This is a genomic window from Paenibacillus sp. SAFN-054 (assembly GCF_051966755.1).
Classification (GTDB): domain Bacteria; phylum Bacillota; class Bacilli; order Paenibacillales; family Paenibacillaceae; genus Paenibacillus_AQ.
On the sequence record NZ_JBQCKS010000006.1, the window covers coordinates 224,843 to 245,773 of the forward strand.

9 protein-coding genes are annotated in these 20,931 nt (G+C 36.6%); 1 reads left to right on the forward strand and 8 read right to left on the reverse strand.

Annotated elements, in window-relative coordinates; all coding sequences use genetic code 11:
• Positions 1–133 precede the first annotated feature (133 nt).
• Both ACTHPM_RS24030 and ACTHPM_RS24035 read right to left on the reverse strand, forming a co-directional pair.
• Entirely contained in the window at positions 134–2,047 is a 1,914-nt protein-coding gene (locus ACTHPM_RS24030) for a response regulator receiver domain (RefSeq protein WP_440397414.1), read from the reverse strand.
• Complete coding sequence (locus tag ACTHPM_RS24035) at positions 2,047–5,190, reverse strand: ATP-binding protein (RefSeq protein ID WP_440397413.1); 3,144 nt, start codon at positions 5,188–5,190, stop codon at positions 2,047–2,049. The genes ACTHPM_RS24030 and ACTHPM_RS24035 overlap by 1 nt, the downstream gene beginning before the upstream one ends.
• 109 nt (positions 5,191–5,299) lie before the next feature.
• On the opposite strand from ACTHPM_RS24035, the gene ACTHPM_RS24040 reads away from it, so the two are divergent.
• Positions 5,300–6,508 (forward strand): DNA cytosine methyltransferase, encoded by a 1,209-nt coding sequence (locus ACTHPM_RS24040; RefSeq protein ID WP_440397412.1) that lies wholly within the window; start codon positions 5,300–5,302, stop codon positions 6,506–6,508.
• Between the two features lie 22 nt (positions 6,509–6,530).
• Here the strand turns inward: ACTHPM_RS24040 and ACTHPM_RS24045 are convergent, their stop codons facing one another.
• The 6 genes from ACTHPM_RS24045 to ACTHPM_RS24070 all read right to left on the reverse strand — a co-directional run bounded on the left by ACTHPM_RS24045 (position 6,531) and on the right by ACTHPM_RS24070 (position 20,843).
• A complete protein-coding gene (locus ACTHPM_RS24045; protein WP_440397411.1) occupies positions 6,531–7,394 on the reverse strand; it encodes a phospholipase D-like domain-containing protein in 864 nt (287 codons plus the stop codon).
• 3 nt (positions 7,395–7,397) lie between these two features.
• Entirely contained in the window at positions 7,398–9,227 is a 1,830-nt protein-coding gene (locus ACTHPM_RS24050; protein ID WP_440397410.1) for a hypothetical protein, read from the reverse strand.
• On the reverse strand, positions 9,220–12,564 hold the full coding sequence (locus ACTHPM_RS24055) for a helicase-related protein (protein ID WP_440421707.1): 3,345 nt from the start codon (positions 12,562–12,564) through the stop codon (positions 9,220–9,222). The genes ACTHPM_RS24050 and ACTHPM_RS24055 overlap by 8 nt, the downstream gene beginning before the upstream one ends.
• A 26-nt stretch (positions 12,565–12,590) precedes the next feature.
• Entirely contained in the window at positions 12,591–14,585 is a 1,995-nt protein-coding gene (locus ACTHPM_RS24060) for a hypothetical protein (protein ID WP_440397408.1), read from the reverse strand.
• A gap of 3 nt (positions 14,586–14,588) precedes the next feature.
• Complete coding sequence (locus ACTHPM_RS24065; RefSeq protein WP_440397407.1) at positions 14,589–19,469, reverse strand: RecQ family ATP-dependent DNA helicase; 4,881 nt, start codon at positions 19,467–19,469, stop codon at positions 14,589–14,591.
• An 807-nt stretch (positions 19,470–20,276) separates the two neighbouring features.
• On the reverse strand, positions 20,277–20,843 hold the full coding sequence (locus ACTHPM_RS24070) for an IS110 family transposase (protein WP_440397406.1): 567 nt from the start codon (positions 20,841–20,843) through the stop codon (positions 20,277–20,279).
• Positions 20,844–20,931: the final 88 nt, after the last annotated feature.

A 20,931-nucleotide genomic window follows, 5' to 3' on the forward strand; every position in this document is an offset into this window, starting at 1 on the left:
CCTTTTGGAAAAATCATTTCCGTGCAACATCTTTGACCAGTTCCATACAAAATACGCCGGACAATAAATTCCGGCGTTTTACTACAGATCTTATATTACTTATATAGAAGCTCTTTTGTCTTTACAAACAAAATCATTCAATTTTATTAAATATATATAGACCTCTTAAACTCGTGGAACCTTTTATAAACACTTCATCAACTCCTGCTCTTGAATGATAGGCTATATATGAATTTACTATCTGTTGGATGTAGTTATTCATCAATCTATATGGTCGTGTATAATCCTTTAAATCCTTAATCTTTACGGTATTTGAATCACTTAATTTCCATATTACACATATAAGCTTTGCTCTATCTTCAGGATCCGGAATTATCGATAGATGCTCATTACCTCCTAATGTTCTTGCGGAGTCATACCTCTCTATCTTACCTTTAATAAATTTTAATTTGAAACCAACTTTTTTAGGTCTGAATACATCACATTGAGGTGAGATACAAAGTAATAATTCACCATCTCCTTTAAAAAGAATGTCTCCAGTATTAAAATAATTATTTATTTTCGTTTCATCAGTTGAAAAATGCTCTATCTCTTTAATAGAGGTGTTATCATAACTTGTTATCTTCATAAGATGAACAAGTTCATTTACACTGTCATTAACCTTTTTAGAGTCCGCTTCATCACCTATAATGAACAAGATTACGCTGGGAATAATCGGTTTTAACCACTTGGTCGCTTCTGTATGTAAGTTCTCCCTTAGAAGACTTAGCATAGTATCTTTAACTTGCAAATCTGCAGCTTCGGGTAATCCATTAATACCCATTTCTTTGTAATGCAATTCAGCCATTATAGAGAGTATATCTGCATAAATGATTTCACAAACATTTACTAGCACATTTTGTTTAGTTAGATCCGCTTGGGACAGAACTTCAAAATACTCTCTCCACTTTTTAGGATTAACATGAAGAGCCAATTCAATATAACTTTTGTTTTTTATTCCAGTTTTTTTAGAGTCTTGGATTCGTATCAGCTCATTTATCGCATCAGACACTTTATTTGCGATAACTTCATCATTTTGTTCAAGTAATTTTTTCGCATTAGTTTTCCAACCATCAGAAATCTTAATAAATATTTTATTATTTACATCGATAGATTGAGTAATATGATTATTAACCATTCTGGAAACAACTTCTGAATAATCTTCCATATCAAGGCCAGAAGAATGTAACTGAAGCATTAAAGCGTTGTCAAAAGGAAAAGAAAATTTTTTTAATATTTGCGCTGATTTTTCTGTAATCTTGTTAATTGTGTCAAAAAACACAAAAGGAAAAAAACCAAATAAATTTACTAACTTATCAATAAATACATTTAAAATTTGTTCAGCCTCTAACTCTCTTTTTTTACAAATAATAATTAATGAGTTTGTGGTCTGAAATCCATAGACTTCCTTATCCTTAATATCGACAAACATTTCTTGAACATCGCTATTAAATTTATCAACTATACTCTTTCTAGCAACAGCAGGATCTTTAGTATAAATTATGAACAACTTCATCTTATTTGATTTCTTAAACAGTAAATCCAATAATTGTAGTGTAGTATTACCTTTCGATTCATCTAGTTCCCAATCCATAATCGTAAGATGTGATCTCTCAATTATTAAACTTAACTCTTCCAAATTCGTTTTATTTTCATAATAATAAGGACTGACCTTATATCCTAATTTATTAAGATTATAAACCAGATCAAATGCTTCAAAATATTCATTTAATTGTTGTGCCCTATTTTCTATTACGGGAAAAGCTGAATTCTGCGTTTCATCAGCTTCTTTTCGCTCATGATTTCTTTTAAAAGTAACTGGTCTCGAAGAAATTTGGCCTTCTATCTGTTCTATTTCTTTTTCTACGCCTACAGATACTTCGCTATTGGGGTGTAAAAGAAGTCCTTTTATATCATCAGGTCGTTTTAAAGCATCATCAATATATAGAATGTCTTTAAAATAATTTCGTGCAATGTTATAAATATCATCAGTTTCAACTGGCGGCATTATTGATTCACCCTAGCTTTCTCGTCAAAAGTAATTTCAAAACATGCACCGTCTAAATGTTTATCCTCTCTATCTTCAATTAATTTTATTTGGTGTTTTTGTGATTCAAGAACTTTCTTAACTATTGTCAGCCCTAAGCCACGTCCTCCGGTTCTTTTTGTGAAGAATGGGTTAAAAATCTTATCCACATCCCTTGCTGAAATTCCCGGTCCACTATCCTCTATATAGATTGTATTTTTATTTGAGTTACTCCTGAACAAAATAACTCTGGTATCCTTATTTAGCATCCAATAGATCGAATTATCAATTAAATTAGATATTACGGGATATATCTTAGATGTAGATAATAAAAGAAAATAATCCTCTTCTATTTTGTTCTCAACTTTTATGTGGGCTTGAGTAAGTCTTGAACTAAAGAAATTCAATATATCATTGATTAAATTACGCACATTAATCTTTCTTCGACTTAAATGGTTACTACGATACATGGGGGATAACTGACTATGTTTTGTACTTATAGCCCTAAAGCCCGCTTCGATTTGCTTAACCCAATAATTCTGAATAGAACTCAAATTAGCACTCTTAATATTACTAATACCGTCTTCAACGTTAGTCATCAACTGATTGAACTCATGATTCACAATTTCCGCCGCCATTCCGATATTAGCCAAGTCCGTTAAAATCTCATTTTCTCTTAGTAGTTTAGCATTTTCTTCTTTCAGTATTCCGATAATTTTATCGGTTTCATTGTAACTTTTCGCTTGGTGTTCAGAAAGAAGAGTTTTCGCAAACTCTATGAATAATTCATTTATTTCCAGTTTATACTTTTCCCTGATAGCAGGTAATTCTTCTGACTCATAAAGATCGATTTTCTCTTCAATCATTGTATAATGAGCCTTTAGTTCTGAAATCTCAATGTTATGAACCTCGGCTTTTTTTAAATTTTCGATCTTTAAATTAATGCTATTTAAGATATTAGAAATATCCTTAAACTTTTCTTCACACATCGAAAGAGTCTGTCTTTTTAGTTGATCAATTTGATTATTAATTTTTATTGAGTACTGAACTCTATTTGTATCCGAATCGGCGACTTCAGTAATGGTGTTTACGGTCTTATCTCTTAAAGTTTGCACCTTCTGATTCAATTGATTTATTCGTGTCTCATTGTCCGCAATAAATGTCTTAAAATTCAGCTTTAAAGCGTCATAAAATTGGTTTTCCCAAATGACCAATAACTTCTTATATTCGCTTTGAAACTTATCACAGTTATTTTTAAAGTCTAGTTCAGCCGTAATTAAAAATGAGGCTACCTCTTGATTATGTGTCATTACTTCTAAAATATCTTCTTCATCCATGGAAGGCTGTATTCTTGGATTAATTTCGACAGTTAATAATCTTTTATTATTATCCAACTGTTCAGTGAATGATGCTTTACAAGACAAAAAAACCGCATATGCTCCTTGTATCAAATCATATGTCAATGTTGACGGGAGCTTTGGAAGATGAAATGCCAGTCCTTCATTCTTTATTTTATTAAACTGCTTTTGCTTCTCTTTAAAAGTTACCTTTAATTGTTTAATTTCCTCCTTACTTTCAGTTTCTTCTTTCAGAAGTGAGGCATTTTTTTCCTCTTTTAATTGATGTTGTAGATTATTATATGCAAGATACGTATCGCGAAGGCCCTTTGACGATTTTCTTGAACTTGTTACATAATCTACCGCCACGGTAAACAACAAATTTTGCAGCACTTTAACAAAGTAGTGATACTGATTATTTTCAATTAATCCCTCCCGACTAGACTTGTCTTCGAGAAAGGGATTGTCTTCTGAAGTTAATTCGATTTTACCAAAAAGGTTTCGATGACTGAATAAATATCTACCTGCATTTTTTGATCTACTTTGCTCTAGATTCAGAAAATCGTTTTCCGGGTCTCCATAAGGAAGAATTCTTACATTATCTCTGTATACTTTTAATCCACCTATGTAATCTATTCTCGAGTTTAATAATTCTATCTGTTCAGAAGTCAAACCCGAGTTCTTAGGGTTTTTTTCATAGTGACATAATTCCAGCTTTATTGGACCACAATAATTTTCGGCCGGATTAGTAATGCCAGCAGTAACATCTATTCCGCTCCGGAAGTCAAGATTGCATTCTTTTAGTAATTCAAGCTCCCCATTAGGTGCGAATAACTCACCGTAAAACTTCCCCTCTATTATCTCACCTTTTATTTTTAGATCATATAAATCGTGCAGTTCATCATCAATAAAATGATTAAAAGGTGCCTTTTGATTGTTTGCGATAATTTCTATAGAAAAATCTTTAGCAGTGTTATTAAAGCTATCAACAAACGAACCAAGGCGATTATACTTTTGGGTGGCCATGTAATTTTCGGATCTATTTCCGGAATCATCAAAGACTTCTTCCCATGAATGACGTAAATCTTGAATCACAAGAACAGTTCCTTGTGAGATTTCGTCGATGGAATGAATTATCTCAGATAATTGTGAGATTGGTATCAGGCATTTCTCAATTTGGCTTTTTATCCTAAAATAAATATCTTTGTACTGTTCTTTAACAACGTCGTTGCTTTCGTACCAAATGGTATTCTTAAGATTATCTAATTGAATACTCATCATAGATTTTAGAAAACCATTGTCAATAATCTCATTAGGATCCCGATTAAAAAACAATGGTATATTAACATCCTCAAGATACAGGTCCTGTATCTCAAATAAATTCCAATTTAGATAAAGTGCATGCCAATTCTGGGTCGAATGTTTTGTAAACATCCATAATTGCTCACCAAGGGCCGCTGATGCTAGCCTGCCAATCCCTTTCTCACCCATTAACGGTCTTTTCTTTATATTTGAAATTTTATTCTTTTTATCCTTCTTCTTAGAGTCAGTCCCTAAGACCAACCATTTATTTACTACATCACTTTCGAGCATTCCATGACCATCATCATACATAATGATATAAGAATGATCTGTTCCTAAATTGTCAAATAAAACTGCAACAGATTCTGCATCTGCATCGTACGAGTTTTTCATCAATTCAATCAATGCAGTTATGTCGTCTCTAATTTGTTTCCGTCCTAAGAGCTCAATGGCTCTTGCTTTGGTTCGAAATTTATTAATCGTCAACTTGTTCACCTTCCGATTACATAGTTTTCACTCGAGAAATAACTTTTCAGAGCCGGTTCATTGTTATACAATAATATGTTATAAGGAGTATTATTGTAGGAGGTACCATGTGAAATTATTTTCAGCTATAGATCTATTTTCCGGAGCAGGCGGGGTATCCGAAGCGTTGAAAAAACACTTTGATATAAAATGTGCCGTTGAGTTCGACAAAATTATTGCGAGTACATATGCACTAAATCACGGTAGCGACCACCTGTTAGTGAAAGATATACGAAAAGTCAAGAAAAAAAAATGGAATAAGATTAAAAGTAAACTGAATGGCGATAACCTGGACCTTCTCGTTGCAACACCGCCGTGTCAAGGATTCTCAAGACATAGCCGTAAGAAAAGTGTCACTAATGCCGACGATCGCAATAAACTTATAATGCAAGTGCTAAGAGTCGCGAAGATATTTCAACCCAATTATATCCTATTTGAGAACGTCGATAATATAGTTAATTTCAAAATCTTTCATATCTTCTTAACCCTTCTTGCTAATTTGGATTCCAACGGCCACAAAAAACATTGGGATCGTCCGTCATATCACTTACGCTTTGAAGTAGTAAATGCCGTTAATTACGGGGTTCCTCAACATAGAAAAAGAATGATACTTATCGGAAAAAAGATAAATGAATTCCCGAATACCGATGCGATTATTAAAGAACCCGTCAAGGGACAACCTTATGTAACTAACCCGCTTCCTTTATGGCCAAAAACAGAAAAAGCCCCCACGTTAAGAAAGCATTTGGAGCCATACAATTTATCTAAATTAGAAGCCGGTGGGGCTGATGAAAAAGATAAACTACATAGATGTAGGAATCTTTCCCCTGATAACCTAGTTAGAATCCGGGCTACTCCTCGGAATGGAGGTAGTCGTTCCGATTGGAAAGAAGAGCAGTTAACATTGGAATGCCATAAAAAGTCGAATGTTAGCTTTGGAGATGTCTATGGAAGAATGAATTTCGACAATTATGCTCCAACCATAACATGCGGGTGTTTAGCCTATACAAAAGGACGGTTTGGACATCCTGAAGAAGATCGAGCAATCAGCATGAGAGAAGCTGCATTAATTCAAACATTTCCTATGCATTACAAATTCACCGGAAAGGTCGATGGAAATGCTTATGAAGGTTCAAGCGAAAACATAGCTACTCAAATCGGCAATGCAGTGCCTGTAAAACTCGCTCAATCTTTCGTGAATCTTATATACAATCAACTTCTAAACGGAGCTCAAATTGAATTTTTTCCCGAACAATTAGTTGCTGCAACCCAAGCATAAGACCGAGACCTAAGATATTCACTTAGGTCTCTTTACTATTTTCATAAAAAAATGAAGTACATCCCCGAGAAGACAACATTACGTTTAATAAAGAGTAAAGGGGCTTAACTTGTTTACCTTTAAGCAAAACACCTAATTCAATGTTTCTCTCAAAACCATACTGGGTGAAGTTGGCGCTTCCTAAGTAAGCTTTAGACTTATCTGCAACCAATACTTTTGCATGAAAAGTAAAACTTTCTCTTTCCTGTTTGTCTTTATATTCATAGATGAATAAGTTCTCCCGCGAACTTCCATCAATACTAGAAATAAGTTTTTTAATTATTGTTGTATTATCCGAAGTTCGACGGGTAATAATTTTCACCTTTACACCGCGCCGAATAGCATATTGAAGTGTGGTTGCCAACATGTTTACACCTTCTTCTTCGAAGAAAGGGCTCACTATAATTATTTCTTCCCGAGAATCGGTTATTAATTTATGAATCATACTGAAAATCTCTTCAAACTGATCCATATCCATGCTTTCCGAGAGATACTGTGGAACTGTCGCCAATAATATAGGGGTTTCCAGCAATAGTTGAGCCCTGACAGAAGAATCAAATTGGCCATAAAAGTATGACTTTTTCAAAATGTCCCCAAGCCGTTTCCCATCCACTAAGCTATATCTTCCCATTTGAAGCTGGGATTCTATGACTACCCCTTCCGCTTCCATTGCATATAATATATTGGTTATTTTATGTTCATTTAAAGAATTACCAATTAACCCATGAAGATCGACTGAGGAAAACATCCCCTTTTTTATACCTAAATAATTGATCGAAGCTAAAAACAAGTCATATACTTGTTCGTCGTCGCCCAATATCTTGCTGATCGATAAATAAATTTCCATAGCTTACATCTCCCAATAACCCACATCGATCAAATGGTTATCAGCCGTCCCACCGAATAATAAATTTCGTGAAAGAGTCCTATTGGCATGCCTACAGCTGGTTTCGGCTAAATACAAACACGAGTGACAAGCTCCATTATGTTCGTGACAAACTGGATCATAAACACATTTATTACAGTTGATATAAGTATCACGCAACCATTTTTCCAGACTTTGCTCAAACATACTATGCATACCGCCCATTGTAGCAGCCTGTTGGCTATTCGCATAAATTGCGAACGAAAGCATCTTAGGAAATAAATATTCACTCATACTTCCTCTATCGAAACCGCTTAATACTGATGCTTGCCGAATAAGTGAATGACTCATACTGTGTACCAAGCCGATGACTTGCTGGGAAATCGCGGTCGCTTCGCTAACTTCTCCGAATTTATCTATTTCCGATATGTTCTGCACAAACCAAGCTTTTACGTGCTTATTATCCCTAACACCTCGGTATTTAAAGTTGGGATTATTCCGCTCCAGCCATTCCATCACTCTCAGAGGATCTAGTGTAAACATTATCGCTTCCGTTTCTAGTGAGTTGATGTAAAAAGGCTGCTTTCCATCCATATTAGGAAAGGAACGTATAACCGAACTATCCTTATCTCTTTCCAGTCTGGTGTATCCCAACATGACATTTAGAACGGGAAAATTTTGAATCAGTTCGATTCGTGAAAAGCCTCTTTTTGCAACTTCATTTTTATACTTATCAATTCTAGGAAGTTCTTCAGGATACTTTGATAAGAATTGTTCCTTTAATTTTTCAAATGTAACTATTGAATAATTCTCCATAGGGTAAACAAATTCAAGTAATTCTTTTACTGCACTCTGGCTGATTATCCAATCATTAATGATGGCCTTTATATCGTTAATAATCCTTTGTCGTTCACTAATGCTATTTGTTGAAATATCATTTTTTAACTGTTCCAACATTTCCAGACGGCCGGCCCTCATCGACTCCGGTAAAGACTGGATCATCCTCATTAACTCTTCAACGTGGGTGCTGCTGCTACTATTATCGTCTGCCAGTAGCTCGGCAACCTTTGTATTCGGATGATTAAATAGGCCGAGATGCGCGGCGAGCAATATTTCAGGATGACTTTCATCTTTAAGCAACGCTTCTAGCTTATCATCTTGAATATTCACCAAAGTTATATTTTGAGGTATATAAGCGTTACTCGATCTGTGGACAGCGGGAACCATTCTCTTATTTTTCAAATTCTTATAAGTACACGTACAACTGCGATTTAATCCGGTATTAACCGGGTTGTTACATACCTTGCATACCCATTTGAAATTGCTGTAAGTTTGACTTCCTCTATCGTCCAACATCATGTCATCTTTTCCATGAACAGGACAAGACGGAACGTATAACGGTGCAATTTCACCGCACTCATGAACCAATACATGATGAATTTGAATCATAGCTTGACCGCATTTATTGCAGGTTAAAGTATTGCCCTGATTACGGAAATCTTGAGCGCTAGTGAATTGCTTGACTCTCTTACATCCCTTGCATTCAAAAAGAAGCGGGAAAACATCCGCAATAACCCTTTCAGGTTCCACTAAAATATAAGAATCCGTATTTTTGAAATCCGGAAAAAACCTCCTTCTCTCTTGCGGCCATCCACCAATCACCTTTGCCGCCTCTTCGAGGACATACTTTTTACTTATCGTTTTATTTTCATTTCCTTCAATTTCAGACACTTTGCATATTGCGATCCCTTTTTCCCAGTCAAACGTTTTACCTGGCAAAAAATGAAATAATACTTGAATTTTACCTCTATCCATTTCTACGTCCCTCTCTCTCGATCGTTCTGAATAACGAGTCGGTTTCACGACCAATCTTAAAATCCACCGGCTCGTCAATATCACGCAGGCTTCTCATTGGTTTCGGGTTAATTGAATCGGACGTGAAATTTTGTTTCGGGTTACGCAATTGGTTGAAGAACTTACGAACCATTTGTTCTATTTCAAATTTAAAATCTTCGCTTCCAGGATCCCCGATTCCATATGAACGATTTAGATGATCGATAACTTTTTCTTCAGTTAGTTTACCGTCTTCTATCAGCTTTCTAGCTTCTTCCGCGAAATATAGGTTCTTTTGATGGTCATAATAATATATGTTCAATAAAACTGCAGTGAAGAGGCCCGGTAATGTCTTTTTAATGCTAAACTTCGACCATCTATTTATCGGTACCGGCTCGACCAGCCTGTCTTGGTACTCATGATACTTCTTAAAAAAGTGGTAGTGACTCTGATCTCTTTCCCTATTTGGATTAAAACAAACTAACACGATACCGACGTGCGAACGGCCTACACGGCTACTCGACTGGATATACTCCGCAGTTTGAGTAGGCATCCCGAAGAAAATCATAAAGTTAAATCTAGCAACGTCGACACCGTGGGATATCATACTGGTTGCAGTTACAGAAGTAATACGCGACTCCTCATCCTCCGGGGGATTTTCGAGTAAATTAAGTATACCCGCCACTTCGTCAAAATTAGTACTTCCTGTTAATGATTTATTGTGCAGAGCCTTTAACTTATATCTGTGAAGATATGAAGTGACTTGTCCTTCAATACTCTGATCCAGCCGGTCTCCTTCGCGCTTTGTTAAAAGGTAAGTCAAAGAAACTTCATACAGTAATAAAAGCTTGTTAATGTCACCTTCCGTGAGATCTTGGAGCCCGTTAATCCCGTTCACAAGTCTGAGATCTGACTTAAGAGTCTGTATTTCTTTATGAAACATTTGCAAGAGTTCTATCATTGTATTTATATGGGTTTTGTTATGCGACATAACCCCGACAAATATGCGATGAACCTCGTCTTTTAAAGTCATGGCATACAGAGACTCTCCCAATATAGGGCCGGATTCGGGAAAACGACGGGCGGTTCTCCTATACATATGTTTAATTTGGTTGTTATAATTTTCTATTGTTGCTGTAGCAGCGATTATTTTTTGTCGTGCACCGTTCTGTGCTTCTTGCTGGATATAATCGATAAATGTTTCATAATGGGAATTAAAAGTCCCCAATCCCTCTTTAAGTAGATGTAACTCGTCTTGTATCTGTAACGAAGGTGACGGGTCCTTTAGTACGACCGGTTTAAAGTCGGTCTTTCTTAACTTGCAGCCGTACTTTTCGGTACATTCCCCAACGGACAAATAACCGTGTTGCGGGCATTTATGCGTCACTTTACCGAATAAGTGCGCAAACTTCCTTTGATTACCGACAGCAGACAACTTGTCCACCGTACCGATTATCATAGTGGGAAGATACCGGTATATCTCGTTATCGACTACAAAAATAGGTAATACATCTTCTTTACATTCCGGATTTGTACAACGATGCACGATCCTTGCTTCTTCATATAAAATGTCCATATAGATGGAAGATTGTTTGCAAAACGGACATTTCGTAATAATTTTAAACTTTTGCATCAAATCGGGATTTTGTTGATAATATGATCTGCGATCGTCGTTATATTTAGTTAAAGAATTTGGAGTGTTACCTTCCCCTACCAAGTAACCTACAGAGAAAGCCTCATTATCGGATGCCTTTATTCCGTCAGTTTCTCTCCTTACTAACTCCGCTTGACCTAAAGTATCGGCGATTCTCTGAATCTGTTGTAAGCTTAGTAGTCTTAATGCAAAGCGCGTCCATGCCGTGACCCCTGCCTTCTTACCTCTCAAACGGTCGAAAAAAGCGTTGAATAATACTAAACCCAAGTAAGTTTCTGTTTTACCTCCGCCGGTAGGAAACCATAGTACATCCACCATCGGAGAGTCGTTTTCAACGTCCGAGTACTCTCTTGAAACGATATCCGGTATAATTGATACAATATATACAATTTGAAATAATCTCCAAGACATGTACGGCTTCTTTCTGGATTCATCTTGCCGTTTGAAAACTTCGTTCATAAGCATAAAGCTCTTTCTAACCAAAGGCTTGGAATCGTCTTTAATTAGCTGGATCCCTCTTCTAAATCTCCGCATTTCATCCGCAAACTTTTCTTTACCTTCCATTACTTTTTCTTCAGCCATCGCATAATCAATCTCAGATAGGTCCGATTTCGCTTGATCAATCCAATTATGATAATAACTATCCATAGCTCTATAAATTTCTTCCAACACCGGAATCGGATCTTCTGAAAGTTCCTTAAAGCCTGCGTTCACCTTGTTCCTGGTGACATACAACTTTTGATAATAAATTGGGGTGAACTCAGTTCTATATGTCTTTGTCAGGCTGTTATATTCGACGGCACAGTTTTGACCGTAACCGACTAGTGTCTTGTCATATCTATAGTCTTCCGGTATTGCATCAAATTCAAAAAATAACGGTTCATTTGAACCTAATTCCACCTCAATTTGAGCCTCAAAAATATAACCGTCAATGTAGTTTTTTTCGTTTTTGCCTTCATCAGGGGTATCGTTTCGGAGAAGAACGGATAATTGGTATTCACCGTCCGCTACCTTCTTTTTCTTAAAGTGAAGGGAAATATTCCAATCGGGGAGATTCACCTCGCTGTACTTTTCCTTTAAAGCCTGTATAAATCGATCATATTCTCCAGAATTAAAAAAACTAGGCACTTGATGTTTCCCCTTATTTTTTGAACGAAATACATCCGGATCATTATGCATATCCCCAATATAGTCGGCCAATCCAATCTTATGCATTCGTTCTTCAACATCATCTATAAGATTTATCTCTACGGGTTCACATGTAATTAACAGTCTTTTAAATTTAATTAAAAACTCGTCTTTTTCCTTTTCTTCATCTTCTTCTGCTTTTTCATTTTCGTCCGCCTGCTCTATACTTTGCAACTCGAGCATCTCCGACTGTTCCGCAAATGTGGGAAAAACCCTATAATATATGGAAAACTGGGGGGTAACCTTAATAATCGGGGTATTCTCATTAAGAGCTATTTTAATATCCATACCTACTGCATTAGGTGCTATTCGTCTACTAAAATGATCCTCGATCGGTTGCCCAGCATCATCCTGTTTAACAACTGATAATGAACCTGCGAAATATTTATTTCTAGGTCTGTCGAAGTAGCAATAATTATGATTTTTACCGGAAGCTTTTTCGGTAATTTTTCCAACCAAGTATTCCGACAATTTCAATTCATGAAACCTATTGATAGACATATCTAGTTCCCCGCTTCCATTTCAATAGAAATCTTAATGGTTTCAATGTATTCATGATGCAGATCAATATATTTTTTCTTATCCGTCATAATAGACTCACGATATCTATCCAAAGCTCGTTCGAATTTTCTATGTAAATCGGGAGAAGGCTCGCTTTCATTGTTTATATCATAGACTAGTTTATACAGCTCTAATTCAATTCCATTAAAGCTTTCCATTGATTCGCGGCCAATGATATCAAAGAAAGAATCATCCGTCTCAAGAATAAATGATAGTTGCAACGCCAGAATCAAATTCTCACTATCAGTCTCGTTGATAACTTTACAAGTACCTAGGTATTTGTCCCAATATGCTTCGGATCTCATTTTATTATTATCAAGAAGAAAAGCGACTGATAGCAGCAGGAGACATCGTCTGAAAAATAAACTATGTTGCAAATCAATTAAAAACAAATCTCTAACCATTGCCTCGAGTTCTATTAAAACCGAATATCGTTTTTCTCCGACTAACACTTGAAAATGATCATGTAAATCCTTAATTATCTCATCCTCTAAATTTTCATTCATAACACGTTCCAAATTTAACGAATCCAGTATTTCTTCCGCGGTATATTCCTGATTTAATTTAATTTCCGTTTGGGGCATATCCCTTGATTCTAAGGTATTTTGACTAGTTATCTCGGCGATATTCTCCGGAATAAAAGTAAATATATCGAAATGGATTTGCGGATCTATGCTTATTGTTTCTCCTCTTTTTATGAAGAAGGGATATAAGTCGATTATTCGTTCCAATTCCGTTTGATTTATCGAGTAATACGTATATGCAAGTTCCAATAAATCTTCGGCTTCCAAGCCTTCATCGCCAGCCATAGCTAATATGTTTGTAAGGTAAGTCAATAACGCGCCGTTCTTTTGATACAGTACCGAAAATCTCTCCAGTTGGGACTTATCCACTTCCCCAAAGGATTCCTTGGGACCTCGGAAAACTCCTCCCTCTACAGGAAACTTCTTCAAATTCTCTAAAGCATCTACTTTTTCAATTAACTTACGGTTTTCTTCACGTAGTCGTTCATTTTCTTCATTTTGAACATTAAATCTTTTAACTAATTCCGCCAACAAATCTTCGGTCGAGCCCATAAATGTACTATCACCCCTCCTCTCGACTTCCGTATAAGATGTAGTAGCGTATCCGCCCGCATCTATATCGCCGATTTTCCCACCATTAATAGACTTAATGACTGCCGTATTTAGATCCTTCAAATCCCTAATCACTCGTTGGCACAGATTATATGATAGTCCTAACTCATATAACCCCTTTAATATGATCTCATTTATCTGGTAATCGGTATTCGTTATCCCTTGTTTTTGTAGTAAAGAAGCGACCTCTCTAGATGATCTACATAAATGTATCTTATTTAAAAAATCGCTCCAATTCCACCAAAAAGGATCTCTATCAATTACTTCAAAATAAACCTGCCCCTTAACGGTAAGCGCAAAACCGATCCTTTCACCACCAGTCAAACCAAACCGATCTACTAGGTGATCAAGCCCTTCCCAAACCCCTTTTTTTCTTCGTGACAGAGTGAATCTTTCATAACTGTCGGTTACTATAGACAATTTTTGGCAAGGCAACCCTGATAAGTAAAAGCATTCCTTAACCCTTGAATCCTCCAATATAAATCCCTTTTTAATTTCGGGAGGTGAAATTATAAAGGAGAACCCTTCCATAAAGGCGCGAATAGGGTACCAACTTTCGATTTTTCTCTCATATTTATCCGGCACATGAAATAAAGTTCTTAGTAAAATCGGAACTTCCAAAGTATGCTTTGATTCCAAATCACCTTCAGCATCCGCATAAATATCACTATCAGTATATGGACGGATGTATAACTGGTTTCTTATTTTTTGTTTTGCAATTTTGTCAAAGCCGCCGTTACATAACAGACTTAACATGGAAATAGGGGAATGTGGACGAAGCCTTTTTTCTTTTAGCGTCAACGACTATTCCCCCTTAGTGTGATCATTCAATAAATTTCGACCAAGCGTTGTTAGCGATAGGTATTGGTCTCCGGAACTTATAATTCCTTCCTCGATTAACTCCGTCATCACGGAGTTGACCTCTTGATATGTGTACATGCTTAAAGCTCCAAAGCTTACGTCCGATCGGTGTTCAGGCCTAATATGATTGCGTGCTTCTCCTACCAAAGCATTGATGAGATATGATTTTGCAGATCTTCCGTTAAACCTTTCAATTAATGATATAATTTCACGTTTTACTTGTTTTTTGTTATAGTGCTTTGAGCGTTGTTTCTCTAATATAGGAAATGCAGCCGATTTACAAATATCACATTGTCCACAGGATGTGGTATTCTTTGCCCCTAAGTATTTACTAAGACCCAGATAACGACATTCCGATTTATTATTGACATACTCCAATACTTTGCTGAAAGAATCTCTTGATCTAGCTTGAATTTCCTCAAGTTCTTTGAAAGGAAAAGAATCAACGACCGCACTGAGTGTCATTTCCTTAATAGGTTCATACCAGTTCCCCCAACCACTGGCCTCTATTAGTGATTTGCCAAGCCACTCTCGAATGAGTTTTTTTATAACGTTCGGGTCATCAACATATTTTCTAAACACCGAAAAATCCAAGTTTACATTTTCTTTTAGCCACATGTTATCTTGAAAATATTCAGGGTAAAGTTCGGCCATCAACATACGATTTTTAAGAGTAATCGTTTTAGGAACATCCTGTATTCTCCGTAGGGACTTGTTAATGGTCAGATAATTTAAAATCATAACTTCTTTTTCCTGTATCTCATTTAATTGATCATGTGTGAAAAACCGAGAACCATCTTCTCGTATCTTCTTTACAAAATCCTCCACCTGTTCGTGAGTACAAACTATTTCGTTAATGAAATGCCTTTGGGTCCTTTCGTTATCCGGATGGTACATCAACACACATTGCGCGTTCTGCCCGTCTCTGCCCGCCCTACCGGCCTCCTGATAATACGCCTCCGGTGATCCTGGAATATCAAAATGGATTACAGCTCGCACGTCACTCTTGTCGATTCCCATCCCGAAAGCCACGGTTGCAACGACCACCTTTAAACCGTTTTCTCGGAATAGTTCGTGAACCAAGTTTTTAGACTCGGATTCCATGCCCGCATGGTAAGAGGCCGACAGAATTCCCTTATCATTCAGGACTTTACTAAGTCGTTCGGCATCAATTTTTGTAGATGTATAGACTATTACTGCACCAGTGATATCGCTCAACATTTGCAAAAGAACACTGATTTTTTCACCAAACAATTCAAACCTATTCATCATGCTAAAATCCAAAACCGAGAAATGTAAATTTTCTCTAGCATCTAATCTATTGATAATTGTTGGATTTGGTAAACTTAGTTTCATCGAAATATCGTTCAAAACATGAGTCGGTGCCGTAGCGGTAAAAGCAGCACAATTAACGAAATAGTTATCCTTATAAAACTGGCCGATGCTTAGAAAATCCAGTCTAAAACTGTGCCCCCACTGTGAGATACAATGTGCTTCATCTATTATTAAGGAGCCCAAGATATTTGACTTGACCAGTTCCTTAAATCGTTCTCTGGTCAATCTTTCCGGAGAAACGTATAGAAGCCGAATTTCTCCTTTTTTCAAACGATATTCAGTATCTTGTCTTTCAAACTCGTCTTGATCAGCGGCTAAATAGCCGACATTTGCAAAGCCGAGTTCCCTTAGATTCATCACCTGATCGCGCATCAACGAGTTTATAGGTGTTACTACGACACTCAAGGCGTCGCGCATCAAGGCGGGAAGTTGGTAGCATAAAGACTTGCCTGCCCCGGTTTCCTTTATACAAACTATATCTTCCCCTGTAAAAACCTTCTCTATTACATTTTCTTGCCATGTCTTTAGCCGATTGATTCGAAATCTTTGTTGAGCGAAAGAAAGGATTTTACTTCTAGCATTATAATAATCTTCTGGCTTTAATTTAACGCCGTCCAAAGTCCACTCTTCGAAGTCGGTTTCATCATATACGGTTTGGTTATCATTCTGAAAAAAACGGTCTACTTGTTTATATATGTTTTTTATTGAGTCACGTATAATCGGATATTCAGGTAAAACCGCCAGTATCTGTTCCGCATAGCGCTTATATTGAATTCTTTTATCAAGTACTACAATGATCCCCTTATCAAGTTCCGTCCGTAATAATCGGCCGCACCCTTGTAGAAAAGTACCCGCGGCGTCAGGCAACAATGATGTTTCAAACATTTCTTCCGAACCATTTAACTTAGCTTCCACGGCAATAAGTGGATCAGATGGGTGCTTAAATGGTAAAGATTCGATAACCACGCATTGCAAAGCATTACCTGGAATATCAATTCCTTCCCACAAGGTTCTTAATCCAAATAGTACATGGCCTGATCCAGCCTTTCGGAAATCATTTATGTGAGTAATAGTATCTTCATCATTTGCAGGCAATAAAGTTAAGCCGATCTCCTCTAACATCGGTTGAATAATACTTTTATAACTCTCCATCCTTAACCGTGAGTTAAACAGCACGAGCGTTCGACCATTCAATTTTTGAGCAAGTTTTACAATTATTTCACTTCGCTCAACAATTGATTCTTTACGATCATTGGAAGAATAAATGTCAGAGGGTAATAGAATGATTGAATGCCTTCTATAATCAAAGGGAGCCGGATATGATTTTAAATCAGGTTTGTCAAAGCCTAACAGCTTTGCATGTCTGTCTTCCCAACCTTTTAAAATCATACTTGCGGAAAGCATCGTTATGGATGCGGTCGATTCTTTTAAACGGTCATTAAAAGTATTAATAAACCGTTTTCGTACCGCCTTGATATAACTACTATCGAGAGAATCACGTATTACAAAAAAGTGATAATTCTGATGCTTGAGAAAACGAAGAAGTAATTCAAATAATTCGTTCGATTCATTCAGTTCTTCCAATCTTTCGAATAAATCTCTTAAATCTGTTTCCAGACTCAACACCGGCGACAGTATCTCTTCAGGATCCAGAATTTCGATTGAATAATTTTCTCCTTCAGAGGACTGTTGAAATAATGCATCTAAATTGTTCGCCATTACCTTGACGGCATTTATTAATTTTTTTCGTAATGAGTCACTTATTATAGACTCGAATCGTTCAAGCTGTTTTACAATTTCATTTGGGCTGAAAACAAAGGAGAACGCGTCCATTATAGCTTCAATAACATGATGCCCTTCATCAATTATCAAATGTATTTTGTTTTCAGCATTTGAGAGAGCATTAAAAAGACTAAAGTGGTTGGTTACCACTATATCCGCTGAGTTGATTTGTTTAATGTCTTTGAAATATAAACACTTATTAAATGAAGGGCAATTTTCCTTTGCGCATTCCGAATGATTTACCGAGAGGTTTTGTCGATCGGTAGATTCCAAAATAGTATTTGGAATTTCTGAAATAAGTGATTTTCCGTTTTGATTAATCCAATACAATAGAAATTGATAACCTTTATTTAATTTAACTTTATCAAGACATATATAATTTGTTATTCCTTGAAGCTGTACAGTCTTTATAGGTAATTCGAATTTATTAAAGAAAGAAGGAATGTCCTTAGTAATAATTTGATTTTGTAAGCTCTTCGTAAAAGTACTTATAATTATTTTTTCACCGTTATTAATCTTCAGCAAAGACGCGGCTAAATAAGCAAAAGACTTACCGATCCCTGCTGGTGCATCGGCGATCAATATTCCAGCCTTTTTCATATTTTCGTACACATCATCTGATAATCTTAGCTGAGTTTCCCGAAAAATATATCCACTCTTCGTGAGAATTCCACCGATACCGAGTACTGGACTTATATCTTCAGGAACTGTATATTTCTTAATGACCGATTTAGCATTATTTATAAGTGGCGTCACATTTAAATTTGGCGAATAACGATTTATAAAATTCAACTCTACATAATCATCTTCATAATTTTTCATCCATGAAAATTCAGGATCATTAAAATACAGGTTTGCAATTTTTATATAATTTTCCAATACCTCTGAGGGAGCAAACATAGAAACATAACTAAGTCCAAATAAATCGAATATGTCTTCTAGAGATATGATTAAACCTGGTAAAGAAATATTATTTCTAATCAACCACTCAATAAAAATTTCTTTCTCATATCGAGTTTCAAATATCAAACTGGAATTATCTACTTTTTTAATGATATCGTTCATCGCATCTTTTTCGGATTGTGCAGAAACTAACAATTCCACACTCACCTTATGCTCGGACAACAAATTTTCAGGTGGTAATGCAGCCGGTAGAATATAGAAGTTTAGAATCCTATGAGTTATCGGATCCGTGAATGAAACGACGAAAGGAATTTTCCTAAATACCCCTAACCTGACGAAATAAAACTTTTTTCCTGGAGAATTGGAAGAAAAGTGTGCATGGATAACGTTACGATTTTTTCCAGTCGTTGTATTTAGCCTATCCATGGCTTGGACCCATAACTCGGATTGCTCCTGTTTATTCAACTCTTTAGCCATTAAAGCACGTTCGATTAAGTATTCTTGTTTTTCCGGGAAGTAAATATTTAGCTTAATCAGTATCTCATATGCTTCCTCTTTATTGTTGTTCTCTATCAGCTCTCTATAATACTTATAAAGGTCTTTTTCAGATTGGTCGCTGAGGCCTAAATATTTCCCCTCATATAGTTTCCATTTCTTATTTAATTGAAACTTAAGAAGCACCTTTAGTTCAGTTTTAGTTAATCCATCAACATTTAATTGATCATATACTTCACGTTCACTCAGCCCATTACTACCATCCAGTAAATTTTTAATATTACCTATAATTGTCTCAAAGTGGAGCATGCTTTGCTACCTCGCTGTATTATTTATCTATTCCAAAATAATTAGTTCTATTTTCCTATCAAATTCTCCTGCAATGGTGACTTAAAGTGACCTCACAATCACCCCTAAAAGGTGATCTTAAGTCAAACTCTGGAATCAGTCGAGATGGGCTAACAAACTCGATTAAATTTGTCCCTCCTAAAAAAGAAAAGAAGACGGTTGGACCAGCTACACTAGGTTCGACATGAAAATTAAGGGCTAGTAGAATAAGTACAATACATCAAGGAGTGGATCTACTATGCCAAGAGAAAGACGTACATTTACTGAGGATTTTTAAAGACAGATGGTTCAATTGAATGAAAACTGAAAATCAAGAGCAGATATTGTTCGTGAATATAAGCTTACAGGATCTGCGTTAGATCGATGGATTAAACAGAGGTACATTCACTGAAAGCAAATCGAACATCAGAGGAGAATGAATTGTTGGCCTTAAGAAAAGAGAATGAACGTTTGAAGATGCAAGTAGATATTTTAAAGGAAGTAGTGCTGATGGCATAAATGTGATGGAGAAACTTGTTGGCGCAAGCGATTACGACCACCTTGTAGGGCTTGCCCTCCTTCCTTTACTTGTCGTAGTAATCACTTATCCTGCGGTTTACACCTCTGCGAATTCCACACTGTACGGCAAAATACAGAGCTCAGCGTAGTCTTTTCGAGCCTCGTTTCGTGATCCAGTTGTATGTAGCTGTGAACTTTCCTGAGCTGTAGATTCATGGATCTAATGCTGCGTAAGCTACAAGTTGCTTCGCATCCTTGAATTGGCTTGCATCACCGAGCTCTGCCCACGATGGCTGTCGCCAGCTTGTTCCCAACGCCTGGGATACTTTTAACCAATTCCACTTCAGGCAACTCCCTAGCCAGTTCTTCCATCTGCATTTCCAAACAAGTTAACTGTTTGTCGAATTCAAGCAGCAGAGAGACCATGCTAGTCAACGCTATGGTCTCGGATTGACTCCTCTCTTGGGTTTTCCAATCCATGAGTTTATTCAACCGTTTCGTTTTCTCAGTAATCCATCCTTTTGAATAGGACTTACCTACACATTCACGGATGAGATCTCCCACATCTTCGATCCTGTTATCCAAACATCGCTCTAGCACTTTCAATGATGTGATCGCATATAGATTATGAAATACCCCGATAAAGTCCGGAAACACTTGCTCAAGCAAAGCTCTGCTATTTAACTTGGCCTGCACGTAAATCGCGGATACAAACTCATGTTGCCTCGTCAGTTGTTGAAGCTCGGTGTAGGATTCTTCCCACTCACGGTGCGCCTTAACGTCCCCTCGGTAATATATCTCAGCTAAATGCCATGCATCTGCTGCATCTGTTTTCACCTAGCGAACCTGCGTGCCTTTCGATCGTTTCGCTTGTAGAGGGTAGAGTTCCGCCACTTTGCTTGATAAGTTTATTCTACAAGCCCTT